Raw genomic sequence first — 25451 nt, 5'->3', positions numbered from 1 at the left:
GGGGAATAGAGCTTAATTACAGCAGATGCTCTTTTTTTAAACCAGACACATCGGATACAAAAGCGAAATCGAGAGACGGGGAGACGGGGAGGTGGGCAGAGAGAGGTTAATCCACAACATTCGAGAAAAATGCTTAATAAGTGCCCGAAAGCTTACCGATTCCCAATTCCCAATTCCCAATTTGGTAATCTGAAAGCGGTTTGGCAGTACGCCCAGCAAAGAACGCAAGCCGTGCAAAGCCATGTAACATAAAGATTGCGATATTTTTCTATGTAATATGGAACTATTAGATACCTTGATTGTGGGTGCCGGTATTAGCGGTTTGAGTTTGGCGCACGCACTTCACAAGGAAGCAACGAGTCCATCCTCGCTGAAGATTTTAGTCGCTGAGAGTCAGGGACGTGTGGGCGGGAACATCACCACTGTGACAGGGGAAGGGTTTCTCTGGGAGGAGGGCCCGAACAGTTTTTCGCCTACGCCAGAATTGATGAAGTTGGCTGTGGATGTGGGATTGAAGCAGGAGTTGATTTTTGCCGATCGCAAATTGCCTCGTTTTGTTTATTGGCAAAATAAGCTGCAACCGGTGCCGATGAGTCCACCGGCGATGATTCAGTCTCAGTTGCTGAGTTTTCCGGGGAAACTGCGGGCGTTGTTCGGGGCTTTGGGGTTTGTCGCGCCGGCAATCGGTTCTGGACTTTCGCAGCAGGGTGACGAGGAAACTGTTTCTCAATTTTTCCGCCGTCATCTCGGTACGGAAGTGATGCAGCGGTTGGTGGAACCTTTTGTTTCTGGGGTTTATGCCGGCGATCCGCAACAACTTAGCGCGGCGGCGGCTTTTGGGCGGGTAACAAAGATGGCTGATGTGGGTGGCGGCCTGGTGGCGGGGGCGCTGCTTTCTGCTAGGAAAAGACCGAAGAAATTGCCCGCAGACCCGAATGTTCCGTCTACTAGACCGGGGGAGTTGGGTTCGTTCAAACAGGGGTTGAACGCTCTGCCGGAGGCGATCGCTGCTCAATTGGGCGATCGAGTGAAAGTCAACTGGCACTTGACTCGCCTTCAGCGTACAGAACGCGAAACTTACATTGCTGTATTCTCGACGCCCGACGGACAGCAGGAAGTTGAGGCGCGCACCGTGGTTTTGACAACGCCGGCTTACATTACAGCCGAGTTGTTGCAGCCTCTGCAACCGGAAGTTAGCAGTGCTTTACAAGCTTTTACTTATCCTACGGTTGCCTGCGTTGTATTAGCATATCCGCAGTCTGATGTCAAGGATAAATTAGTAGGTTTTGGAAATTTAATTCCGAGGGGGCAGGGAATTCGCACTCTGGGGACGATTTGGACATCGAGTTTATTTGCCGATCGCGCGCCTGCGGGGTGGCAAACTCTCAGCAGTTACATCGGCGGGGCTACTGATTCGGAAATTGGCAATCTCGACTCAGAACAAATCGTTCGCGAGGTGCACCGAGATTTGTCTCGGATTTTGCTGAAACCAGATGTGCCACAGCCAAAAGTTTTAGCGGTGAATGTGTGGAAGCGGGCGATTCCTCAGTACAATTTGGGGCATTTCGATCGCCTGCAACAAATCGATGAGGGCTTAAAATCTTTGCCTGGGGTGTATTTGTGCAGCAACTACGTTGGCGGAGTGGCTTTGGGAGATTGCGTGCGAAGGGGTTTTGAGCGTGCACGAGAAGTGGGCGAGTATTTGCAGAACAAACAATCAGATACTCGATCGATCTGAATTATTGTGTGGGGAGGGCGGGTTTACAAATATCGAGTATGTTAATCCGAGATATTGGTGAACCCGCACCTACAGCCTTCTGCCTTCATATCCGCTGCCCAATGCCGAATGTTACTAGGTTGTGGGTTCAAACTTGTAACCCACCCCCCTGACGGTTTGAATCATCGAAATTTGAGTGGCATCTGGTTCAATTTTGCGGCGAATTTGACCGATATGGACATCCACCACGCGATCGGCTCCTACATACTCGTAGTCCCACACTTCATGCAGCAATTCTGATCGCCTCCACACGCGACCGGGTTTGCTTGCCAAACAGTACAGCAGGTCGAATTCTAAAGCAGTCAAAGCAACTATCTGAGTGCCGAGAATTACCTCGCGGCGAACCGGATCTATTAGTAGCTCTCCAAAAGTAAGAGTTTGTTGTTCGGCGGGAGTAACAATGCGTTTGCGCTTCAAAATTGCTGCAACGCGAGCTCCAATCTCTACAAGACTAAAAGGTTTAGTAATGTAGTCGTCAGCACCTTCGGCAAACCCTTTCATTTTGTCAGCTTCATCGGTTCGGGCAGTCAGCATCAACACAAACACGCCGGTGCGTCTTTGCATTTCTTGACACAGTTTGTAGCCAGTTGTATCAGGTAAATTTACATCTAGAACTACTAAGTCAGGATTGAGTTGCTCAAATAATTCCAGACCAGTCTGACCGTCCTCGCCAGACTCAACTTGATAACCTTGCTGGCTCAAAAAACGGTGAATTAAATTTCGGATTGCCGGGTCGTCATCAACCACAAGGATTTTTACAGGGGCCATGACCACAAGTTTGCTTGAAGAATTAGGCAAGAATATTCAGCCATAATAATAGAAAACTGGATACAAATCTCGAAAAAATTGAGCTTTTAATAGTTATAGCCCTATTTATAACCTACGCAAAATTTCAGGCAATAAATCTCCAGGAACTTTGGATAAGGCTAAATTTTGGCCTGGCAGCCCACATTCACTATAGAAAGCTCTAATCGTTTTGACAATATAGCTCAATGCTGTTTGCCGGGAATCAGCAGCTTGGGAGTTTGCCGCGGCTTGCAAGTTGAGTTTATCCCCATATGTTAACCCTTTGTCATTGAGATATTGTCCCCATTCGGCACACACTTGCAACTGGTGGTGCAGTGCTGCTTCTAGATGGCTTGTCTGGGCGACTTTATTAGTGGCGAAATCGGGGTCGGTGGCTAGTTGATAGTGGGCTAGTCCGAGATTGTTGCGGGCGGCCAAGGCGTCAAAGGTGAGTTGGGTTCGATCGAGCTCTCCGGCGATATCCAGGGCGGTTTCGTAGGCGGTAATCGCCTGCTGCAATGATTCCGTCCGCGCCTGTTTCTGCTGAAACTGGTTCGCCAAATGCCAATAAGCGGTACCGAGATTATTGTAGGTGGCGGCTGCTGCTGCGGGTACTAATTCTCGGGTGCGGTATTTCAATGCTTCGCGGTAGGCGGAAATCGCCCTGACTAGCAGGGGTTCTGAGGGTTCGTGCTGGGCGAGGTTCCAGCAGGCGGTACCGAGGTTGTTTTGCACTCCGGCATAGTTGAGGGGTTCTCGTTCAGGACTGTAGCAGGAGAGGGCTTGGGTGTAAGCTGCGATCGCGCTTTTGAGATATACGATCGGCTCACCATCTTGGGCTAAATTCCAGTATGCTGTCGCCAAATTATTCTGAGCAGCAGCGTACTGCTGAGGCTCCACGGCGGGGTCTAGATCCAGCAGCGCTTGTTGGTAAGCTGCAACTGCGTGCTGCAAGTTCTCTGTCTTGTCTCGATAGCGGGCTAAATCTGCCGAGGCGATTCCCAAATTTTTGTTTAATCTAACGCGGGTTTGGGGTACGGTTTCGGCATCTGTTCGGTTCAAACCTTCAAGGTACAGGGCGATGCTGCGTTCAAGGCTGGATACCGGATCTGAGGCGTTGAGGGCATTGGTGCGATCGCGCGACAGCATCCAATAGAGAGTGCCGAGATCGTTGAGCAGATCGGAAATTGGCGGTAGGCTGTTGGACTCCTGGGCGTACTGAGTTAAATTTTGTGTCAATTGGGCAATCAGCCGCGCACATTCCTCAGTTAGTGGTTGATTTTGCTGCGAGTTGGTGTCAACGTCGAGATACGCAATCACTTGTTCGATCGCGCCAATGGCGATTGTCAGGTTTTGCTCTGAAACGTCTCCGCCCAGAATGCGATCGCGGTAGTAATTCCCCAAACTGTGATAAGCCAAAGCCAAAGCTTCGCAAGAACACTGATGTTCTTGCAGCAGTTCGATGTATTGCAGGGTTTGCAGCGGCAGAAAATTCTCCTCTGATGCGAGATTATTTTCGCCTGCCGAATCCTCAGAAGCCGCTGCTAGCACCAAATCTGCCAGTTGGACGGATTTAGAATCAGGCGCTGGGGACGGGGGATGGGAAATTGGGGATTGTTCGTCCTCTATCAGTTGGACGGATTTAGAATCTGGCGCTGGGGATTGTTCATCGGAAATTGGGAATTGTCCATCGGGAATTGGGGATTGTTCATCGGGAATTGGGGATTGTCCAGAGAAAGAAGATATTAAAAGTTGGTTGCCAAAGTCTGCGCTGTCCCGCAAGTTTTGCAAGTCTCCGGAGTTCCCGAAGCCCTCAAAGTACCCGAAGTCTCCCTTAGGTGGAGTTGGTTCGCCTTCAAACTCAAATACTCCGGTTCGCCAGTGCCAAAATTCCGGGGCCGATTGCTCGATCGAACTTAGCCAGGGCCGCGACACCCACAGCAACACAGTAGACTCGCACATTTGCAAGTTTGCTTCGATGTCTCTCAAATAGCTCAGGAACGACCACTGCACGCCTGCTGACTGCCTGGTCAGGTGTTCTGCCCCAAGAATTTGAAATCCCGGCAAAGGGCTGTAGCTGCCTCTGTTTTGGGGCGGTGGGTGTTGGGTCAGCCACGCGGCGATCGAACCCCAAGGATTTGGATTGCTCAAGTCAAGTTCCAAACTGACAAATCGGGGGTAGTCGATCGGGGAGCGAGGATCGGAGCCTGCGCTCTCTGCAGCTAATTCTGCGTGCAAGCGGGCTGCCAGACAGTCCCGCAGGCCCAAGTCGTCGCAGGCGGCAATAAAAATTTGACGGCGTAAATTGAGGTCGATCGCCTGTTTCAAGCGTTGGTAGATCAGCTTGTTCGAGCTAGAAACTTTTTGGGAAGGAATAGACATCAGGATCAGCCGATTTTAGATTTTAGATTTTAGGTTTTAGGTTTTAGATTTTGGATTGTAGATTTTAGATTGTAGAGTTGAGAGTTGAAATCTCGATCGCTCATAACTCCCAACTAAGCCCCGAAGGCAGTCAATCGCACCGGTGATGACTAAAGGATTGTAGACTTTCAATTGGCAATTTTATGTGGGTGATGAACCAGTGTGATTAAGTGCAACCCAAGTCCCTGAAGCTGACAGCCGAGAGCAAAGAACCAAATTTCTGCTGGTCTTATATCGTTTCCGGTTGGATGGGAATGATCAAGTCAAGGTCAATAATTCCACATTCTGCCACTCCCCACTCCGCACTCCGCACTTTCCATCATTCCGGTGTTACCGGAATTGATATTATTTAGCTTTCCAGCTCGCTCGGCACGCTTCAGGACTGTCGCAACTACCTGCTTTGTATTGAAACACAAAAACCATGTTTCCATTGGTTGGAAAACATGGTTTGTTGAATGATTATTTAAAATTGCGATTTGAATCAGCTTTGAGTGTAAGCCCAGCTTTTAGACGGAAGCAGCCACAAACACCAAACCCGCGACCAACATGACTGCAGCAATACCCATGATGAGATAGTTCCGCTGCTGGTTCTGGTTGGGAGGTTCGGCGCCGTACATTTTCGGCTCTTTAGCAAAGTTGTTCAGGCGTCCATCGTCATCTTTGATGTAAGGCATCAGTCACAATCCTTAATATTTTTGATGTTTACAACTGTACCAAAAAAGCGCCCAGGAAAATTCGGCCATTTATTTGGAGGTAACAGTGCCTGTTTGGGGAGAAGAGGCGATCGCGTAATCTTTGACCGGCATTCTGCCTGCTAAGTACGCTATCCGGCCCGCTTCTGCTGCCATTCCCATTGCTTTTGCCATTGCCGGGGAATTTTGGGCATTGGCGATCGCGGAATTAATCAAAAGTGCATCGGCTCCCATTTCCATTGCTCGCGCCGCTTCGCTGGGGGTTCCGATTCCCGCATCCACAACCACAGGAACATTTACCGTGTCAATAATTATTTGAATGTTGGCGGCATTGTTGATCCCTTGCCCTGAACCGATGGGCGAACCTAAAGGCATGACTGTCACACAACCGACTTCTTCTAGGCGTTTTGCCAGCAAGGGATCGGCATTGATGTAGGGCAAAACGGCAAAACCTTCTTTGACTAATTGTTCTGCAGCTTCCAAAGTGCCGATCGGATCTGGGAGCAAATATTTAGAATCGGGAATCACTTCTAATTTGACAAAATTATTGTCTTCTTGCCCTAAAAGTTTCGCCATTTCCCGGCCCAAACGAGCTACTCTAATCGCCTCATCGGCAGTTTGACAACCGGCAGTATTTGGCAGCATCCAAATTTTAGTCCAATCAAGAGCCTCTGCCAATCCTTCATGGCCGGGAGCATTTGTTTGCACTCGCCGCACAGCTACAGTCACAATTTCGCACCTGCTAGCGTTGACACTTTGCTGCATTTCTGCAATGCTGCGATATTTTCCCGTACCCGTCATCAAGCGAGAATGAAAAGTTTTGCCGGCAATAACCAGAGGTTTGTCTAAAGGTGGCGTTGCTGTGTCTACTGGATAGCCAAAAATGCTGTACTCAAGTGCCTCTTCCCACTGTGTTCTGCCACCCATCATTTCTTCAAGCTGCCAACCTTCTTTTATGGTTAGATCATCGCGGGTAACAGCATATAAAATTTGGCCTACAGTAATTAGTTTAGCATCTCGCGGCATATTATTTTTCAACCCGCACTCTACGATTTCTTTAAATTCGCTGAAATGGTCTTCCATTTTGCCAGTCTTCCCTTGTAATGATTTTAATTTGTTTGCTGTTGGCAACAAAAATTATTTGTTGAATCTGGTTTTGGGTATCCCAAAACAGACCTTGTTTGATGCCAGCGTTGATTTTCCAGACATCGTATTTTTCTCGGTTGATGTGAAAAATAACTACTGATGCACCTTGAGTTTTTGCCCTGCTTATTCCTTCTTGAACTCGATACCTGATGTTCCTCGTAGATTCTGTTAACTCCTTAAATTCGCAAATCTGACCGTCTATCTCAGCGTCTGGCGTTCTCACACCCTCTGCTGCTTGCTCGCTCAACAGCGTAACTCTCTTTCCCATTTTAGCCAAAACTTCAGCGACCAAACTTTCCGAATTATTAAGATTGTGTTGTTGGTGAATTAGCACAAATCCGGCAGCTATCTCATCAAAATAATATCGCCGATATTCTGGTTCTGCATTTTCGTAGATGGCTCTGCTTGTCTCGATATATTCTGAATTCACCGTTACTATACTGTCAATGGACTCGGATCGGGTAGAGTTAAATCTATGAAAGCAACTGTCGAGCAAGTGGCTAAAATTGGAATATTTGCCAGCTTAAACCAAACTGAATTAGAGCGATTGCAAGAACACACAGTAATTTGCAGTTACCGACAGGGAGAAGTTGTGATGTATGAGGGCGATCGCCTCCCCGAAAAATTATACACTCTTTTGAGCGGTTCTCTGCGAGTGGCAAAAACAGCGGCGGCGGGCAAAGAAACAATTCTCCGCACTTTATTTCAGGGAGATATTTTTGCGGCACCTGCTTTGCTAGGCAACGGCATTGCCCCGGCAACGGTGACGGCAGAAACTGATGTGCAAGTTCTTACCACAGAACGGGAATTTTTGCTAGCAGCAATTCGGGAAAATCCCGAGATTGCTTTGCGAATATTGGCGGTTTTTAATCAGCGGTTGCAGCAACTGCACCAGACTGTGCACGGGTTGGTGTCGGAAAGGGCGATCGTGCGGCTGGCCCGATTTATTCATTATTTTGCCGTCGAGCAAGGTACGAAGATTGCGAATAATAGTGTATGTTTAGAAAAACATTTTCCCTACTATCAAATTGCTCGCAGTATTGGAATTACCTACGAAGAATGCGTGAGGTTGTTTAAGAAACTCAAGCCGTTTGTATCCTACAGTCGAGGCGGTAAAATTATTGTATTGGACTGGAAAAAATTGGAGGATATCGCCTCTGGAGATGAAATAGATTAAATGTTAAAATCCCAATTTTTGTAAGGGCGGGTTTCACAAACAATATTTGACTGCCACTCACTATCTATATAAACCCGCCCCCCACAACCCGTGAATCGGGGCGGGTTTATCAGATTATTGATTTTCGGCAATTATGGTTAGTAAAACCCGCGCCTACCGAATAATAATGGCATTAATTAGGCTCAGAAAGTGTCAAGATAAATGCCAAATTTTGTTCAGCTTTCAAAGCGTGGAGGGCGCGGGCGGGCAGAAAAACAAACACCCCCGGTTCCAAGACAATATCTTTGCCTTCTAGAGTCAAAATCCCCTTTCCTTCGATGACATTAACTGTGGCATTGCGCGGCGAAGAGTGTTCGGAAACCTCGCTACCAGCAGCCAGACAAAGTAAATTGTACTGACAATTACTGTCTTTGATTAAAACTTTGCTCGACACTCCGGCGGCGGGATATTCAATTGCGTCTCGGAGTTGGATAGCTGAAGATTGTAGCGGTAAAAGAGTAGTAGTCATAGTTTTTGACAATTAATTAATTTGGTCACAAGCCCCGAATTTATCAGTGGCTTCACTTTCTTCCATCGAAAATCGAAAATCGATTGAGTCGGTTAAGATTGTTTTTTGGCAGAGATAACGATGTAGCCTAGATCTTGTTGGTAATGCTGGAAAACTCGACGCATTGCTAAGATACGATCGCGAATTTGCGATCGACTTAATATATTCCACACAATCCTCACAGTACCCACAAACCCTTCATCTTGCAGCATTCGCTGCAAATTTAGGAGGCCCATCGCCCCACTTTGACACTTTTCTACTTGCAAACCCGCGTTTTGGCAAACAGCAATCCAGCCAGACTCCGACAAAGGCGTTGAATTAACCCTAATCACTTCTGATAAAGCTTTGTGAATTTCAGATTCTCGGTTTTTAACTAAAAGTTCGTGAGAGAGAAACTTGCCGCCTGGTTTTAAACGATCGCAAATTCCCGATACAATTTTAGCTTTCCCCGACGGCGACTGCATGGTCAGGATAGCTTCAGCCAACACCCAATCAAACTGTTGGGAAATCTGATCCAAGTGAAAAATATCTCCTTCCACAATTTCCACTCGATCGCTCAAACCCGCTGCTGCAACATTAGCACGAGCGCGGGCCACACTCTCGGGATTTTTCTCAACTCCCACTACTTTTACGCCAAAACGTTCAACAAGGGCGATCGAACTATATCCAAAACTAGCAGCCAACTCCAAAACAGTCTCGCCCGGTTGAAAATCCGCCCATTCAAATAACTGTTCCGTAGCAAGTTTCCCCCCCGGCCTCAGCATTCTCTTACCCGCCGCGGCCAGAACTTCATGTCCGGGTGCAGTCTTAAAATTGAGAGCAGTATTGGTCATTAAATTGACCTCCTATTTAACCTTACTCTCAGTATGCCAAATTTTCCCAAATCTTTCTATGATCTAGCTCATATTCAAATTATCGTAGGCTGACGAACCGTACAATATCAGGAATTATACCATCTCCGCCCCTCAACAATTCGGACTGTTTTTGATTGCCAACAATGCTTTCAGTCGAAAGCCAAAAACCCGTACTCGTTTTAAGTAGAAATTATTTCGGTTAATTATGCCAACGAATTCGCTGCGAGTGCGCGGAACATTCCAAAGCGCCAAAACCCCGCACTAAATACTAACCGCATGAGTAAAAGAGTCGGTATTTCTGGCAGAAACTTGATGAAACCCGATATAAACAAGCGCACTGATCCGGCTGACTTAGTGATGCTTTCCCAAAGATAAGCTGTCGCGCATTTAAATTGCATATTCGAGGCGGGCGCGACACCCCACAAGAATTTTTGTTTTTTAACAGACAATTTAAATGCCACAACAGCTTAGCAGGTCATAAATGGGACAATCACGTGGATTATCCCTACCCACATCCTATTAAGAAACAATTTTCTCATTCTCAGCTTGAAAACATTGCTGCAACACAGAAATAGGCATCTCATTCAATTGACCCGCTCGCACAAATTCAGCATAAGTATCAGCCTCTATTGCCTGCAAATCCCCTTCGAGTTTGTCGATAGTCATCTGCCGCAGTTCAGGAGATCGATCGTACATTTGATTGATTTCTGCTTGGAGCAAGTTTAATTTTTCTTGAAGCTGACTCACGAGATGATTGGAAAACTCAGGCTCGACTTTACGATCGCTCGATACTTCAGATAGATACTTGAGAACCCGATTGAGAGCAACACGTTGGGCGATCGCCTCCAGATACTGCTGGCGCAACTCCTGGTTGCTCAACAACCCCAATTTTTCCAGCAGCGGCTTGGTGGTTAAACCTTGTACTAGCAGGGTAAATAAAACTACGCCAAACACGATTCCAATAATTTTTTCCCGATCAGGGAAAACATCCGGCACGCTCAAAGCTAAAGCAATCGAGACAGATCCCCGCAATCCTCCCCACCAAATCACAGTTCTATCGGCTAATGAAATTTCAGATTTTGCAAACCTATTGCTCAACCATCCTAAACCAAAAATAGCGATCGCTCGCGTGACAAACATCGCCGCCACAGTTATGCCAATCACTCCTAAATTTGCTCCCAAACCAGCAAAACTAATTCGATCGCCAATCAGCAGGAACATGATCGAATTTACAAAAAATGCCAAAAAATCCCAAAATTGTGTTACCGCCAGTCTGGTGCTGGGTTGCATACCGATTCTAGAGCCGAAATTTCCAAATATCAAGCCCATCACCACCACACCAATCACCCCAGAACCACCCAATTCCTCAACAATTATATAAGTGCCATAGGCTGAAACTAAGGTTAACGATTGCTCCACCAAAGGTAAATCAAACCGTTGGGTGAGATAGGAGATCCCAAAACCGATCGCACTCCCGACAGCAATCCCAATTCCCACAAAAGCTAAGAAACGCCCCACCAGAAATGGGATGCCAACTTCATCCGTCCCTAAAGAGAATCCCACCAAAAAACTAAAGGCAACAACAGCAATGCCATCATTAAATAAACTCTCTCCCTCCACCAGCAAAGCTAGGCGTTTTTCAACTCCCAGTTCCCGGAACAATGCAATAACTGAAACAGGATCTGTAGCAGATATACTAGCTCCTACCAAAAGGGCGACTCCTAAAGAAACTCCAGCTATTTGGTTGAGAGCAAAAGCCACGCCAGCAACGGAAATAACAACACCCAAAACCGCATAAAGAGCGATCGGCACTAAATCCCGCTTGAGTTTAGACCATTCCAGATTCCAAGCAGCTTCAAACAAAAGAGGCGGCAAAAAAATCAACAGAATCAGTTCGGGCGAGAGCGACACCAATCGCACATCTATAAAAGCCAAACCCAACCCGACAATTACTAAAAGCAGCGTGTAAGGAATTTGGCGCAACCAGCCCCATATTTGCGGCAGTATCGCCACACTTAAGGAAACTAATAGGACTAAGAGAAATTGCTTCAGATTGCCCTCGATAGTCACTTCGTGAATTAGAGTTTCTGGGGTCATACAATTAGGGAGAAAATAGTTAACGCTTTGGTTTCGATCGGGACTTATCCGCCGTTGAACCCCGCACTTCTTCAACTTGACTGACTTGAAAAATCAGGGTAAATTTTTGGCCCATTTCTTTTTCGACAAATGCTTCTAAAAGCTGCACCTGTTTGGGTGTCAAAGCTTCGCTGCTGCGAACAATCAGACGAACCTCCGGCGGTTTGGCCAACCAGTTAGTATCAGTTTTAATCAGTTCCACCCGTTGAAAAGTGATAGTCCGGTTAAGCAACGCCCGCTTCAGACTGGCTTCTAGTTGCGCTTGCTCGATCAATTCCGCAAAACTCACCCCCAGAGGAATCACAAGTATAGCCGTCAATGCTAGCGCCCACAAGAGGGCTTTACCGGCGCGATGCAGGGGGGTGTAGCCGGCCATTAAAGAGGTTAGCATACAGGAGAGAGTAATCCCCAGCAAATTAGTAAGATACAGGAGGCTTGCTCCCAAACTGAGCGACCAATTAGCTTGAGATAAGCCTAAACCTATAACACAAATTGGCGGCATGAGAGCCACGGCGATCGCAGTTCCCGCCAGAGTAGCAGAAACTTTGGGCTGAACTTTCGCATAGCCGCTGATTCCCCCAGCGGCGATCGCAATTCCTAAGTCTAGTAATGTAGGTTTAGAACGAGCTAGAACTTCGCTCCCAAAGCCGGGAAGTTGTACCAAAGCGCCCAACAAACAAGCTAGAAAAATTGCTAGCACCGTCCCGACTGCTAATGCAATTAAACCTTTGCGGAAGAGGAGAACGTTACCTTCTACCGCTCCAAATGCTAATCCTCGGATTGGCAACATCAGAGGCGCAATGATCATAGCACCGATGATGACGGCCGCACTGTTGGCAAGCAGTCCAAAGGTAGCGATTATACAGGAGCCGAGAATTAAGACCAGATAGTCAATATCTAGGGTTGATTCTTCTAACAAGTCAACTCGTATTTTCTTTAAATGCTGTGGCTCAATCCTGCTCCTGGTGAAATATTTAAGACGGTTTCTAATAGTGTTGAGCAAAATAATCTCCTTAAGTCGAGGGATTGTAGCCCTATGCAGGTGCGGTCAGTCGATTTTAGATTTTAGATTTTAGATTTTAGATTTTAGATTTTAGATTTACTCCACAGATGAATCGGGGATGTTGAATAAGAGTTTAAAATGTGGGCTACTCACGACAAGAGTCGGGGGCTTGTATCCCTATGCAGGTGCGAGCAAAAGAATCAAAATCCCAGCCAGCAAGTTTTCGAGGATGTCGCGGAACCCAAAAGGAATTGCCGCCGCACTAATCCCCAGTAGTTGAATCACATCCCCTGCCTTGAATGACGAGATGGCCATGAATGACGCGATCGGCAATAATTCATTTATAATCAATATATATACTCCAACCCAATCATACCGAATCATGCTCGCAGAAGCAAACGCGACACTTTGGCCTAGTCTAATTACTGTTTCAGCATTAATTCTCTACTTCGTTGTTACCATCAACGTCGGCAGAGCTAGATTCAAACACAAAGTTTCTCCCCCGCAGATGACAGGAAACCCAGACTTTGAGCGAGTGGTGCGAGTTCAGCAAAATACCTTAGAACAAATGATTCTATTTTTGCCCTCGCTGTGGCTGTTCTCGCAATTTATCAGCCCAATTTGGGGGGCGGGTATCGGCGCAGTTTGGATAGTTGGACGCATTTTGTTTGCTTGGGGTTACTATCAAGCTGCGGAAAAAAGAGCCGCAGGATTTGGCATTAGTACCTTAGCTACTTTAGCTTTGCTTGGTGGTTCCTTAACAGGAATAATTATGTCGCTCCTGAAGATTTGAGCGTAGCTTCTGCTCGACATAATTCTTTTTCTACTCGTTTCCAGGCTCTGCCTGGAAACCAGTTAAATGTAATAAATGTTAGGAGTAAATATGTCAGAAACCAACAAACCCGTATTTGAAATTAACCCGAAACTTTTTCAGCAGCTTGTCGAGTGGCAAGAAAAACTTGAACGAGAAGATGAATTAGCAAGCGAGTCAGAAGACGAGAAACCCATTGAGGTAAAAAATCCTCCCGACAGTGATGAACAGCATTCTCAAACAGATAATTTATAGCTGGTGGCTAGCAGCATCTTTTGGATTTCCGGCTGCTGTCTCGGCTCAATCGCTGACACCCAGCCAAATTCAGCAAGTCAATAGCGGTTTGTTTCGTTCTAACTCTCAAGATTTTTTTCAGCAAGGCTATCGCCAACTGGAAAGAGAAATCGCAATTTTGTTGCACAGAAATGTCACTTCGGAAGGCCAGATTCTGGAGATTGATGAAAAATTGCTCTCTCAGCTTTGCAGGCAAGAATTTAAAATATCCTCGCGCAATTTTGACACACTAAGTGCTGCTAATATTGCTGATTTTAAGGCAAAGTTAACAGATATTTGTAAGTCAAATTAAAATAAAGGTGAGGGAAAAATCCAAGTTTTAGTGTTGATGGATAAAGAAGGAATGACAAAATTGAAACTAGCCATGCTGGAAGCGGAAACTGCCGCTCAATTGGCGGCGATCATTATTGATTACACTCATGAGGAAATGATGCTAGTTTTTCAGGCGCTAGAATGGGAACAACAGGATAGAATTAAGACTGTTTGGAAGACTGTTAGTTAAAGTAGGTGGAATTCAAAGGTTTTAATTTTTAACCGCAGATGTAAGCCGATAGACGCGGATGAACGCAGATTGAATTTTGTTAGTGTTCGCTGTGTATAACAATCTTAATTTGTACACAGCGAACAATGACATATCTAAACTAGGGATTCGAGGCATAATTGGCGGAAATGATCGCCCCGTTGCTCGAAGTTTTGGTATTGATCGAAGCTAGCACAGGCTGGGGAAAGCAGCACTACTTTAGCGTTGTTCTGTTTGCCTAATTCTGCCGATCGCGGGATTGCTCGTTCCATTGTTTCGACAATTTCCCAAGCGTTGTAATTTGCTTGTTCGAGCCGATCGGCAAAAAGACTCGCTGCATCCCCAATTAGCAACACCGCAGCAGCTTTCGCCTTGATTGTATCAATCCAAGCGCGATCGTCCCCTTCTTTTGGGTCGCCACCCGCAATTAAAATCGCCGGTGCGCTCACAGAAGCCAACCCGACTTGGGCGGCGTCATAATTAGTAGCTTTGCTGTCGTTGATGAAATCTATGCCTTCCCAAGTGCAGATGTGTTCGAGGCGGTGCGAAACTCCGGGGAATGTAGCGATCGCCTGGGCGATCGCACTTTTATCTATCCCCGCCAAATTAGCCGCAGCCACCGCCATTAACAAATTCTGCAAATTGTGTTCTCCCACCATCCGCAAAGAGTCAGCAGGTAAAATTTTCTCGCTTTGAGCTATTACCCAACCATCTTGAATATAGGCTCCAAAATCTGTATTTCCCAACAGTTCTTTTTCACCTTTGACACTCGTCCAACACGCATCCGGCCAAACGTCAACTCCTTGCTGCCGCAAATAAGGATCGTCGCCGTTGATTACTTGCAATTCCGACTTTTTCAGCAAATGCGCTTTAATGTTGTAGTAATTTTCCAAAGTTTTGTGGCGGCTAAGGTGATCCGGCGTCAAAGTCGTCAAAACTCCGATTCGCGGCGCTACAAACGGCGAGGATTCTATCTGATAGCTGCTGATTTCTGCGATTACCCAATCCGGCTGTTTTTCTGCTAAAGCTAATTCACACGCAGCATAGCCAATATTGCCGCAAGCGGGAGCGTAAAGCCCCGCTTCTGCAAAAATAGCAGCAATTAAAGCAGTAGTAGTAGTTTTGCCGTTAGTGCCAGTAATTCCCACCCAAGGAGATTTGAGGTAACGCCATGCGAGAGCCATTTCTCCGATTGTTTCAATCCCTAACTCTCTGGCGCGCACTAATGCTGGACTGTCCCAGGGAACGCCCGGACTTACTACTATTAATTCTATAGATTCGACTGGTTCAAAAGATTGACCTAACTCAACTTTAATTCCGTCGTTAGCTAGTTGCTGTTGCTCTTCGAGCAAGTTTGGGGAAGATGAGCGATCGCTCAGCGTTACTTCCCATCCTTCGCGTTTGAGCAGTCTGGCGGCGGCAATTCCTGATTTTCCTAGTCCAATGATATGAGCTATCGGCATAAGTTGTGTGTGTAATGGAGCGAACTTCCCTGGTTTTCTAAGTTTATATCTTAACCTTGAATTGGTTGTTGACTATTGGCCATTTTGCCTATTTTGTAAGAGAGCGATCGAACTCTGCTGAGACGCGCGCAGTTTCGCAAAAATTCTAATAGATTTACTCGTTTTATTGGTAAGCTTGAATGTTATTTTGAACGAGAGTTTTAAGAAGTAAGTTTCTCAAGTTGGTTTGCCTACAGGCTCGCCCGTTGTTTCTCAAGGCCCGCCAGGGGTTGAAAACCCCTGTCTAACAGCTAAAGTTAGTTAAAACTGAGATATTGCACCTTGTCAGCAACAGGCAAGATGCCTGTTCCACAATGAAATTCATCTCTTGTGGAACAGGCATCTTGCCTGTTCACAAAAGGCTAATTGAGAATGGTGCAACATAGGAGTTAAAACTGACTGAAAAGTCTAGTATGTGTGCGTTTCAGTCCTCATAGCGAGGACTTTCGCTTTGAGACGGGGGTTTCAACCCCCGGCGGACTGAAGCGGAGGTTTTCAATCCCCGGCGGACTCAAATATTGTAAATTCTAACTTTTGACGATCGCCCCAAAGTCAGCCAACACCCGCGCGTGATTCCGCAGCAAACCCAGTAAATTTAACCGATTTTGCTTAATTTCCGCGTCGGAATCCATCACCAAAACGCTTTCTGGCCCGTCGAAAAAGTTGCTGACAGTCGGAGCAATTTCAGTCAAACTATCTACCAACTGCTGGTAATTCCGAGTTTGTTTGGATAGCAGCGTTTGCGGCACTAACTGCACGACTGCATCGTAAAAAGCTTGTTCAGACGACTTTTGAAATAAATCTGGTTTCACCGCCGTTTTCGGTTCCAATTCTATTTTATCCAAATCACCTTGAGCCGCCAAACGAGTTGAACGGTTGACTGTTTCGTAAATTAGATCCAAAGTCTGGTTATTGCGGATTTGTTGTAAGAAAAGCGCTCTTTCGAGTGCGTCTAACAAATCTCTCAATGCTCGTTCAGTATATTCTGGGTCATTTTCTCCCAAAACTGCATTCACCAAATCGTAATCTACGTTTTTTTCTTCTTGCAACAAAGTCCGAATTCTTTGCAAGAAAAACTCGTATAACTGATCCAGCAACTCCGCCGAGGTTTGCGGGCGGGCTGCGGTAAATTCTGCCACAACTTCTGCGAGCAACTCGTGCAAGTTGACTGGCAACTGAGCCGCCCAAATAATGTTAATTATTGCATTAGCGGCGCGGCGCAAAGCGAAGGGATCGGATGAACCAGTGGGCAACATTCCCAAGCCGAAGATGCTGACTAAAGTATCTAATTTGTCTGCTATTGCGACAATTTGACCTGTCAGAGTTTGAGGCAAATTGTCGCCCGCACCTTTGGGCAAATAATGTTCAAAAATCGCAGTGGCTACTTCTTCCGATTCGCCACTTGCTAAGGCGTATTTCTGCCCCATAATTCCTTGCATTTCGGGAAGTTCGTAAACCATTTGGGTTACGAGGTCGGCTTTACAAAGTAAGGCTGATCTTGCTATATAAGCTTGTTGTTCGCCTGTTATTTGCAGTTGAGTGACTAGGAGGCTGGCAATCTTGCACAGACGATCGACCTTTGCGCGTACTGTCCCCAAATCTTCCTGGAAAGTAACTGTTGCCAACTTGGGCAAATAATCCTCTAGAGGTTTTACCAAGTCTGCTTTGTAGAAAAACTGACCGTCTGCCAATCTTGCCCGCACTACTCGCTCGTTACCAGCAGCAATAATCGCGGCTTTAGCCGGGTCGCCATTGGAAATTGTAATGAAATAGGGCAGAAGTTCGGGATAATCTGGGCTTTTGAGAATCGGAAAATACCGCTGGTTTGTAACAATAATTGTGGTGATTACTTCCGGCGGCAATATCAAAAATTCCTCGTCAAATTTGCCGACAACTGCGTTCGGCCATTCTACTAAGTCGGTGACTTCTTCTAACAAATCTTCGGTAATGGCGGCGTAACCGCCTTGTTTTGTCGCTGCGGCTTCTACTTGTGCTTTAATTTGATTTTTGCGCTGGGTTCGATCGACCTCCACGCAAGCAGCCCGCAGACACTCGACATAATCCTCGGCTTGCGGAATCGAGACCCCCCCCGTCCCCCCCTTGCCAAGGGGGGGTGTAGGGGGGGTGTATAACACCCGGTGTCCTTGGGAAATTCGATCGCTCTTGACCGTATCCGAACCGCTGACCAATGTAATTGGCAGTACAGTATCATCTAACAGTGCCACGAGCGATCGAATCGGGCGCGGAAACTTCAAATCTCCGTCGGCCCACCGCATAAATCTTTTGCCTTCTAACTTATTAATCCACTGCGGCACAAGTTCTGTCAAAATATCCGCTGTCATCCGCCCCGGAATCTTTTTGAGCACAAACACAAAATCGCCTTTATCCGTAGCCCGAACTTCCAAAGCATCAATTTCTACGCCCTGCTTTTTCGCAAAACCTTCGGCTGCTTTCGTCGGTTTGCCATCTTTAAAAGCCGAACTCGCGGGCGGCCCTTTTACCTCTTCTTCTCTGTCTAATTGCTGAACTGGCAGTCCTTTCACGAGAACGGCCAAACGCCTCGGAGTAGCGTATACATTAATAGAGTCATTTGTCAAGGATTCTTCGACCAGCGTTGCAGGTACAAGTCGCTGCCACTGCTGGGCGCTGCCTGTGACAAAAGATGCGGGCAATTCTTCTGTACCGAGTTCTAATAAAAAGTTAGGCATATCGCACCGTAATGGAATTTTGTTTAGGGTAATTTAAGGTAATTTATCCGATCGCGCGCTCGTATATCTGAAAAATACTCAAAAATTCAGGATACCACGTAAAATCGGGGGTGAAAGACAATATTCTCGACAGCCCATGACCTTGGCGGAAAGACTAGGACAAGATTGGAAGTCTCGACTCGAACAAGATTGCCCGCAGGAGAGTTCTAGCACTCGCGAGAGTGTTGTCCGCTGGCTGTTGGGAGACAAGCCCGAAAGATTTGACACTCTTAGCCCAACTCAATTGTCTGTCGCCTCTGGGGCGATCGACTTTTTATATCGAATTTTGCTTTCTCGGTATTTGGGAATACCGCCAGAAAAAGCTTACCGCAACTTGATCGGGCGGCTTGGCGGCTTAGTTGTACTCCGGCAAAAAATCCAAGCGTGGGTTTCGCTGAGTCGCGACAGACAGCGGAGTACGGTGGAGGTACTGCAAGAAGTGATTCAGGAAATGCTCAATTCCGATCGCTACCTGCAGCAGCAAGTCGCCTGGATTGCCGAATGCACCTCAGACAGACGCCTGCGAAATGCTTTGCTGCTAGCGAGCACCGAAGAATACTGCTTACGGCCGATCCGCAACCAGCCCCTGTTGGTGTACCGTTTTGTCAACTATTTGCGGCGTGCCCAGCGGGGCGGGTTGACGCAGGTGCCTGCGGGAGACTGGGTGCGGCTGGTGTCGGAACAGGTTCTACCCGACGATACAGACGAACCGCTTAGTCTCCTAGACGAACAGGCAATGTCCGAGTATCGAGAAAATCAAGCTTGGGAGGAGCAGCAAACTCAGCGGCAGATTGTCCAACAAGAATTTGAGAATTACTTAGCCGCTGAAGTCGATCCGCTGGCCTCCCAGTGGCTGCGGCTTTACCTGCAAGGTCGTTCCCAAGAGGCAATTGCCGAGGAGTTGAAGGTTCCGATCAAGCAAATTTACCGCTTGCGAGAAAAAGTCAGTTACCACGCGATTCGGGTTTTTGCAGTCAAACAAGCACCGGAATTAGTGGCCAACTGGCTGGAAACTTCGCTCAAAGAACACAGTTTGGGCTTGACTCCCGCCCAGTGGCAGCAATATTTACAAGATCTCACGCCGGTGCAGCGGCACTTGGTAGAATCGCTGAAAGCAGGGAAAAGTGTAGAGGCGATCGCATCTGAATTAAAGCTGAAAACCAATCAAGTCATCGGGGAGTGGAGCAAACTTTATTTAGCAGCTCAATCTCTCCGCAATTCCGTCTCGTCCGTCGAAGGTTAACGGCAAGGGAATTAATGACGATCGCTGCTGCGTAGGATAAGATACTATCAGCGCGATCGACTTTTGAGGATTTTTTAACCAATCTTAAATTAAGCGGTTGTCCGTAAATCATCGGTTGGGGTGCATCTGTAATACTTGCGTATTAAAGACATAATTCTGTCGTTGCCAGCCACGGGAATCAATCTCGCGCGATCGATGATAGTTGGTCAAGAGTGCGCCAGTCATCATCTAGTTGTCAATCTTTTGGTAAAATTTGAGGCTGCAATACAGAACGGAGAAAATACTGGGACTAAGGATTTTTATTTAATAAAAGCTTCCGGTTGTTAGAGCAATTCCTCCGTCAAGGAACTTGCAGCATTGAACTTTCTCGCATCAGGTTGGTGCGTCGCGCTCGATCGCGCTTCCCACTACAAAGCAGCTAATGATACATACATCTTCCACAGACTCCGCAGCTACAATGGACTCCGATCGAATATTTCAACTAATCGATACAGTTGTCCCCTTTGAAGCTTGCCTTTACTATCAAGTGTTGCCTCTATCTCTAGAAGGTAATCGGTTTAAATTGGGCGTAGTCGATGCCCAAGATGACTCCGCCTTGGACTACGTGCAGCGGATTTTAGCTTACATGAATTGCTCAGTCACAACTGAGCAAATTGCGTCGGAAACTCAGCGCTCGATGCTCTCAGCTTACTTGCTCCACGGGAGCCAGCTCCGAGCACCCAGCCAGACAGAAACCGCAGCAGCCCCAACACCCAAAAATCCCGCACCAGCAACTTCAGGCCCCAAAACAGAAACGCTGCTGCCTAGGCAACAACCCTCGATGCCCACTCATGGGGGGTTTCAACCTGCTGGCGCTGAGGTTCCTCCGACACCGACACAGCTATCGGTTTTGAATGTCGATGCCTTGCACTTGTCAAGCCAAGTGGAAGTTTTGGCAACTTTGCCCGCGCCCCAACTGCTGCAAGAATTGCTCGGTAGAGTGCTGCGAGAGGGTATCGGCCGCCTGTTTTTTGAGCGGCACCAGTCCCAAGGCCGGATTCTTTGGAGTCAAGATGGCGTTTTGAAATCGATGCTCGAAGGTATCGATCTCGTCCTTTTCCAAGAGGTCATCGACGAGTTGAAGCGGCTAACAGGTATGCCTGTTTGCCCCGTGGAACACCCCAAACAAGTCGAAGTTGAACGCATATATCAAAACACTCATTTGCTGTTGCGGTTGCGGGTAATGACTGTGGGTGGCAAGGAAGAAGCCACCCTGCAAGTTTTGCGGGGGGCAGCTTTGAGGTTTTACCAGCAGCAGCAGTTGTCTACTTTGAGTCGCGACGCGCTGCGGCTGGCCGAAGAATTGCAGCGAAAAGTGAATCAAATTCGCGATCAAACTCGGCTTTCTCCTGGGCATTTAGAGGGGTTGCCCGCTTTGGAACAGGTGATTAGAAATGTGGACGACCAAATTGAAGCTTTGCTGCACGAACACAATCCCCAGTAGTCCTAATCAGCCATAGATGACGGTTTTGATTTTTTTTTAACTCACATCAAGTTCGGTCAAATAATAATAATAATTACGTTTGTAGTGAGGACTAAATTCCGAGGGAGTTTTATGATAACTCAAGTCTTCACTACAAACCAATTTGATGGCAGTTCTGCGAGGTGACAGAAGATTATACCAGTTCCCAAAAAGAATGCAATTGTATGCCCGTGTTCTCAACCCTGGTATTCATCAGTCATTCCCAATCTAAAATCTAAAATCTAAAATGGTATTAGCCGTGCTCGAAAACATCCTTGTACTGCAATAAATCCAAACTCACAAAAACTGGCAAACACTGAAAACATTGCTGTGCAATTTCCCAGCGTTCTTCTCGCTGCAACATGGCAGTCAACTTTTGTTTAGCGCTCAGCAAATAGCGGACATCGTTAGCAGCATAATTTAGTTGATCGTCAGAAAGATTAGTCGCATTTCCCCAGTCGGAACTTTGAGATGTTTTATTTAATTCTACCTTTTCTAGTTCTAGAATTAAGTCTTTCAATCCGTGTTTGTTGGTATAAGTTCTAGCAAGTTTACTAGCTAGCTTGGTGCAGAAAACTGGTGCAATGTCAATACTTAAATTGTAACGCATTGTTGCCATATCAAAGCGCGCAAAATGAAATACTTTCTCAATACTTTCGGCTTCCATTAACTTCTTTAAATTCGGTGCTGCTGTCTGGCCTTTGGCAATCCGCACCACTGCAACTTTACCTTCGGGATTGCACAACTGCACCAAACACAAGCGATCGCGCCAGGGTAGCAAACCCATTGTTTCCGTATCAACGGCGATCGCCGGCGCAGTCAAATAATAAGATAAGAGAGAATCGGGAATATCACCATCGCACACTTGAAAATCTGCAAATTCCATTATTGGTAACTGTTGACTGTTGACTGTTGACTGTTGACTGTTGACTGTTGACGGCCTTCTTCCTTCTTCCCTCTTCCTTCTTCCTTCTTCCTTCAAATTACCGGCTGCGAACAAAAAGCTGAGTAAAATAATACTCGCCTTTGGCATTTTTTGCAACCCCAATACCTGTCACATTAAACTGACCTTCCATATTTTTGCGGTGGCCGTCACTTTTAATCCAACCCTCAACAGCATTGCGTACCGGGTCGTTGTAGCCAAAATTGTAAGCAAGATTTTCCGCTACACTTTTATAAGGAATCGTAATTGCTTTCGCCCGCCCTTCAAATCCCTCGTGGCTAAAAGTTACTTTACCCTTAGCCATATCTTCGCTGTGAATTCTTGCTACCTGACTAATTCGCGGATCGATACTCAGCGGCGGCAACTTTTTAGATGCTCGGTATTGATTTATCTGTTCGTTAACCGCTTTTTCTAAGTCAGTAATAGCACTCGAAGCAACCTTAGTATTCATGGAAGTTTCCGGCCGCGATGGCTCAAGAGTGACCGCGCCACACTTTGGCAGCAGGATTGTCAACAATCCCACCCACGTCAAAATTAAACCTTTGGACATGAAATCAAACGAAAAATAAAGTTAATTGTTACCATTAGTGTCAACTTAATGCCAAAAGTAATATGAGTATACCATCTGACGATGAGCCTCTCAATCCCCCTCGCATCCCCCGCGTCCGGGGGACGAAAGAGCGCTTCGGGTTCCCCTTATTAAGAAGGGCGGCTAGGGGGGATCTAGACTTCGATACAAACGAGAGATACAAAGGATTTTAGTCTTAAGTTGACACCAATTAATTGTTACTAATTCCTACAGGGCGATCGCCCCACATTCCGCTAACCTAGATATTCAGAACCTTCGCCACAGTGTTCACGTCTTTGTCGCCGCGTCCCGAACAGTTCAGCACAATGCGCGGATTACCTGTTAGCTGAGGGCACAGAGTCTCTAAATAGGCGATCGCATGAGCAGTTTCCAAAGCCGGAATAATCCCCTCCAACTGCGACAGCCGCTGAAATGCTTCCAGCGCTTCTGCATCAGTTACGCTATAATATTCAGCTCTGCCCGCATCCTTCAAATAACTGTGTTCCGGCCCGACGCCCGGATAATCCAAACCTGCACTAATCGAATGCGGCTCGATTACTTGACCTTCATTATCTTGCAGCAAATAACTCATCGCCCCGTGCAGAACTCCCACACTTCCCTTAGTCAAAGTAGCAGCGTGTTTATCAGTTTCCACGCCTTCGCCTGCGGCTTCAATACCGATCAACCTGACAGTTTCTTCCCCGACAAACTCATGGAAAAGACCCATTGCATTAGAACCGCCGCCGACGCAAGCTAATAAAATATCCGGCAAACCACCCCACTTTTCCTGACACTGAGCGCGGGTTTCTTGACCGATTATCGTATGGAAATCGCGCACCATCATCGGGTAAGGATGGGGGCCCGCTACCGAACCAAGAATGTAATGAGTTGTCTCCACGTTTGTTACCCAGTCGCGAATCGCTTCGGAAGTCGCATCTTTCAGCGTTCCCGTACCCGCCGCCACCGGCCGCACTTCGGCTCCCATCAGCCGCATTCTAAACACATTTAAAGCCTGTCTTTCCATGTCGTGAACGCCCATGTAGACAACGCATTCTATACCGAAACGAGCGCAAACTGTAGCAGTAGCAACGCCGTGCTGACCGGCACCAGTTTCAGCAATTACCCGCTTTTTACCCATGCGTTTTGCAAGCAATGCTTGAGCTAAAGCGTTGTTAATTTTGTGAGCACCGGTGTGGTTTAAATCTTCGCGTTTTAGGTAAATTTGCGGGCCAGTTCCGTCTGCTTTAGCGTAGTGCTCGGTGAGGCGTTCGGCAAAATACAAAGGGCTGGGGCGGCCGACATAATCTTTGAGTAATTGTTGAAGTTGCTGTTGAAATTCCGGTTCGCTGCTGTATTTGTGGAAAGCGGCTTCTAGCTCGAACAAAGCCGGCATCAGGGTTTCGGGGACGTATTTGCCGCCGAATTTGCCGAATCTGCCGAGGGAGTCGGGGCGTTGGGCGCTGGTTTCGGAAGTGAGATGCAGAGGGGTGACAGTCACAAACTTGTGGGGATAATGGGACAGACTTTATTATATCTAGTCGGTGGGGCTGTGGGCGATCGGGTGTGCAAATCGCTGAAAGGTCGATTCGGTCGTTTTCGATCATCTCCAAAATTGAGTATTTGAAGAAAATTTATGCTTTATACGTGTTTATACGGAATGGGTATATTCAGGAGTGAATATATTCAGTAGTGAAGTTAAGTGCATCTTTATCTCAAACATGAAATATAACATACAACTAAGCAAGGACAAATCATGAACTCTATTTCTATTCTGCTTCAAGAAGGCTCACAAGGCACCCAAGTCACCAAGCTACAAGAAGGTTTGAAAAATTTAAATTTTGATCCAGGTATCATTGATGGTATTTTTGGGTCAAAAACTAAGCAAGCTGTCATCAATTTCCAAAAGTCCCAACAACTGGTTCCCGACGGCATTGTCGGCGATAAGACTTGGGCTAAACTAAATGCAGCGAACAATCCACGTTTTAATTTTCAGGTGGTTAACGTACAAGAATTTATCTTTTCTGAACGCATTACAGCGACTAATCCAAAAGCCGTAGCCGCACAATTGTTTAGGGGGTTAGAAGATGAAGAAGGAAGAAGTTATGAAGAGATTTCAATTACATATTCCCCAGAAGGAACATCTGTAATTTTATACACCAGAATAGGTCTAGCTGACGATTCAGCCCGTGCACTACGACACCGCGTTGAATTAAAACGCAACCAAAATAAATGGGCAATTATTTGGGTCGGACGGCAATTTCAGTGTCAACCAGGTCGAGGACATCAAGAGTGGTCTGGCATTATTTGCTTCTAATCGGGTTTTATTCCCTCGATATATAGAAACGCTTCAATCAGTGCCAACGTTTCTATGAAGGTATCGGGTTTATCCCCACTTACTGGTGAAACTAATTGATTAGAACCCCGACAACTTCTGCGAAGTCGGGGTTCTTTGCTTGCGCCCGATCGCACTTAACCAACTAAAATTAAATTCCCCACCCATCTCAAACCCGCGCTTCAACAGAATTATCCATCTCCCTCTTCTCTTCCTGGACGCCCTCAGCGGTTCACTCCTCCAGAAACAACGGTAAACGATATAATTCAATTGAAACCGGGGAATGTGCGATCGCCCTGATAGCCCGCCAGGGAATGAATTCCCTGTCGAGAGAGCTAAAGTCAGTTAAAACTGACTGCTAATATCAAGTACAATCTATGTACAACCAACCGCAAATCTCAGAGATTATATTCCCTGAAAACTCACCTAAATCAACCATTCTCAAACACAT

Annotated in this window: 24 protein-coding genes; 9 read left to right on the top strand and 15 right to left on the bottom strand. The window is 46.7% G+C overall.

The window, feature by feature from the left end; genetic code table 11:
* Positions 1 to 277 precede the first annotated feature (277 nt).
* Complete coding sequence (gene hemG / locus D0A37_RS01525; protein ID WP_242720325.1) at positions 278 to 1738, top strand: protoporphyrinogen oxidase; 1461 nt, start codon at positions 278 to 280, stop codon at positions 1736 to 1738.
* A 114-nt stretch (positions 1739 to 1852) separates the two neighbouring features.
* On the opposite strand, the gene D0A37_RS01520 is transcribed toward hemG, so the two are convergent.
* From D0A37_RS01520 to D0A37_RS01500, 5 genes are all read right to left on the bottom strand, one after another.
* The gene (locus tag D0A37_RS01520; RefSeq protein ID WP_242720324.1) at positions 1853 to 2545 is read right to left on the bottom strand and encodes a response regulator transcription factor; all 693 of its coding nucleotides are present in this window, start codon (positions 2543 to 2545) and stop codon (positions 1853 to 1855) included.
* A gap of 105 nt (positions 2546 to 2650) precedes the next feature.
* On the bottom strand, positions 2651 to 4945 hold the full coding sequence (locus D0A37_RS01515; protein ID WP_242720323.1) for a tetratricopeptide repeat protein: 2295 nt from the start codon (positions 4943 to 4945) through the stop codon (positions 2651 to 2653).
* A 545-nt stretch (positions 4946 to 5490) separates the two neighbouring features.
* On the bottom strand, positions 5491 to 5658 hold the full coding sequence (psb34, locus tag D0A37_RS01510) for a photosystem II assembly protein Psb34 (RefSeq protein WP_006634438.1): 168 nt from the start codon (positions 5656 to 5658) through the stop codon (positions 5491 to 5493).
* Positions 5659 to 5727: 69 nt separating this feature from the next.
* Positions 5728 to 6759 (bottom strand): thiazole synthase, encoded by a 1032-nt coding sequence (locus D0A37_RS01505; protein ID WP_278187131.1) that lies wholly within the window; start codon positions 6757 to 6759, stop codon positions 5728 to 5730.
* Positions 6734 to 7252, bottom strand: coding sequence for a CdiA C-terminal domain-containing protein (locus tag D0A37_RS01500; protein ID WP_242720320.1), 519 nt, complete (start codon positions 7250 to 7252; stop codon positions 6734 to 6736). Before D0A37_RS01500 ends, D0A37_RS01505 begins: the two co-directional genes overlap by 26 nt.
* Before the next feature lie 45 nt (positions 7253 to 7297).
* On the opposite strand from D0A37_RS01500, the gene D0A37_RS01495 reads away from it, so the two are divergent.
* Entirely contained in the window at positions 7298 to 7999 is a 702-nt protein-coding gene (locus D0A37_RS01495; protein WP_242720318.1) for a Crp/Fnr family transcriptional regulator, read from the top strand.
* Positions 8000 to 8171: 172 nt separating this feature from the next.
* Here the strand turns inward: D0A37_RS01495 and D0A37_RS01490 are convergent, their stop codons facing one another.
* From D0A37_RS01490 to D0A37_RS01470, 5 genes are all read right to left on the bottom strand, one after another.
* Positions 8172 to 8507 carry a cupin domain-containing protein gene (locus tag D0A37_RS01490; protein WP_242720316.1) on the bottom strand — a complete coding sequence of 112 codons (336 nt, stop codon included), beginning with the start codon at positions 8505 to 8507 and terminating at the stop codon, positions 8172 to 8174.
* Between the two features lie 92 nt (positions 8508 to 8599).
* Entirely contained in the window at positions 8600 to 9379 is a 780-nt protein-coding gene (locus tag D0A37_RS01485; RefSeq protein WP_242720314.1) for an SAM-dependent methyltransferase, read from the bottom strand.
* Between the two features lie 540 nt (positions 9380 to 9919).
* Positions 9920 to 11497, bottom strand: coding sequence for a Na+/H+ antiporter (locus tag D0A37_RS01480; protein ID WP_242720312.1), 1578 nt, complete (start codon positions 11495 to 11497; stop codon positions 9920 to 9922).
* A gap of 19 nt (positions 11498 to 11516) precedes the next feature.
* Entirely contained in the window at positions 11517 to 12539 is a 1023-nt protein-coding gene (locus tag D0A37_RS01475; RefSeq protein WP_242720310.1) for a DUF389 domain-containing protein, read from the bottom strand.
* Between the two features lie 177 nt (positions 12540 to 12716).
* Positions 12717 to 12890 (bottom strand): hypothetical protein, encoded by a 174-nt coding sequence (locus tag D0A37_RS01470; RefSeq protein WP_445242465.1) that lies wholly within the window; start codon positions 12888 to 12890, stop codon positions 12717 to 12719.
* Positions 12891 to 12921: 31 nt separating this feature from the next.
* Here D0A37_RS01470 and D0A37_RS01465 point away from each other — a divergent pair, with 31 nt between their 5' ends.
* The 4 genes from D0A37_RS01465 to D0A37_RS01450 all read left to right on the top strand — a co-directional run bounded on the left by D0A37_RS01465 (position 12922) and on the right by D0A37_RS01450 (position 14146).
* Positions 12922 to 13332, top strand: coding sequence for an MAPEG family protein (locus D0A37_RS01465; RefSeq protein ID WP_242720308.1), 411 nt, complete (start codon positions 12922 to 12924; stop codon positions 13330 to 13332).
* Between the two features lie 90 nt (positions 13333 to 13422).
* The gene (locus D0A37_RS01460; protein ID WP_242720306.1) at positions 13423 to 13605 is read left to right on the top strand and encodes a hypothetical protein; all 183 of its coding nucleotides are present in this window, start codon (positions 13423 to 13425) and stop codon (positions 13603 to 13605) included.
* Positions 13574 to 13936, top strand: a complete 363-nt coding sequence (locus D0A37_RS01455; protein ID WP_242725850.1) for a hypothetical protein — start codon at positions 13574 to 13576, stop codon at positions 13934 to 13936. The genes D0A37_RS01460 and D0A37_RS01455 overlap by 32 nt, the downstream gene beginning before the upstream one ends.
* Before the next feature lie 51 nt (positions 13937 to 13987).
* Complete coding sequence (locus D0A37_RS01450) at positions 13988 to 14146, top strand: hypothetical protein (protein WP_242720304.1); 159 nt, start codon at positions 13988 to 13990, stop codon at positions 14144 to 14146.
* 134 nt (positions 14147 to 14280) lie between these two features.
* Here D0A37_RS01450 and murD read toward each other — a convergent pair whose 3' ends face one another.
* Both murD and glyS read right to left on the bottom strand, forming a co-directional pair.
* Positions 14281 to 15627 carry a UDP-N-acetylmuramoyl-L-alanine--D-glutamate ligase gene (gene murD, locus D0A37_RS01445; protein WP_242720302.1) on the bottom strand — a complete coding sequence of 449 codons (1347 nt, stop codon included), beginning with the start codon at positions 15625 to 15627 and terminating at the stop codon, positions 14281 to 14283.
* A 566-nt stretch (positions 15628 to 16193) separates the two neighbouring features.
* Positions 16194 to 18374, bottom strand: a complete 2181-nt coding sequence (glyS, locus tag D0A37_RS01440; protein ID WP_242720301.1) for a glycine--tRNA ligase subunit beta — start codon at positions 18372 to 18374, stop codon at positions 16194 to 16196.
* Between the two features lie 136 nt (positions 18375 to 18510).
* Here glyS and D0A37_RS01435 point away from each other — a divergent pair, with 136 nt between their 5' ends.
* Positions 18511 to 19656: a HetZ-related protein 2 gene (locus D0A37_RS01435; protein WP_242720299.1), complete on the top strand. Its 1146-nt coding sequence runs from the start codon at positions 18511 to 18513 to the stop codon at positions 19654 to 19656.
* 421 nt (positions 19657 to 20077) lie between these two features.
* Positions 20078 to 21139: a GspE/PulE/PilB domain-containing protein gene (locus D0A37_RS01430; protein WP_242720297.1), complete on the top strand. Its 1062-nt coding sequence runs from the start codon at positions 20078 to 20080 to the stop codon at positions 21137 to 21139.
* Between the two features lie 271 nt (positions 21140 to 21410).
* On the opposite strand, the gene D0A37_RS01425 is transcribed toward D0A37_RS01430, so the two are convergent.
* The 3 genes from D0A37_RS01425 to trpB form a co-directional block, all read right to left on the bottom strand.
* Entirely contained in the window at positions 21411 to 22043 is a 633-nt protein-coding gene (locus D0A37_RS01425; protein WP_242725847.1) for a ribonuclease D, read from the bottom strand.
* Positions 22044 to 22140: 97 nt separating this feature from the next.
* The gene (locus tag D0A37_RS01420) at positions 22141 to 22650 is read right to left on the bottom strand and encodes a CAP domain-containing protein (protein WP_242720295.1); all 510 of its coding nucleotides are present in this window, start codon (positions 22648 to 22650) and stop codon (positions 22141 to 22143) included.
* A 277-nt stretch (positions 22651 to 22927) separates the two neighbouring features.
* Positions 22928 to 24166, bottom strand: a complete 1239-nt coding sequence (gene trpB, locus D0A37_RS01415) for a tryptophan synthase subunit beta (RefSeq protein ID WP_242720293.1) — start codon at positions 24164 to 24166, stop codon at positions 22928 to 22930.
* A gap of 255 nt (positions 24167 to 24421) precedes the next feature.
* Between trpB and D0A37_RS01410 the strand changes: the two genes are divergently transcribed.
* On the top strand, positions 24422 to 24982 hold the full coding sequence (locus tag D0A37_RS01410; protein ID WP_242720290.1) for a peptidoglycan-binding domain-containing protein: 561 nt from the start codon (positions 24422 to 24424) through the stop codon (positions 24980 to 24982).
* Positions 24983 to 25451: the final 469 nt, after the last annotated feature.

Source organism: Microcoleus vaginatus HSN003 (genome assembly GCF_022701255.1).
Taxonomy (GTDB): Bacteria; Cyanobacteriota; Cyanobacteriia; order Cyanobacteriales; family Microcoleaceae; genus Microcoleus; species Microcoleus vaginatus_B.
This window is presented reverse-complemented; position numbering and strand designations above follow the sequence as displayed.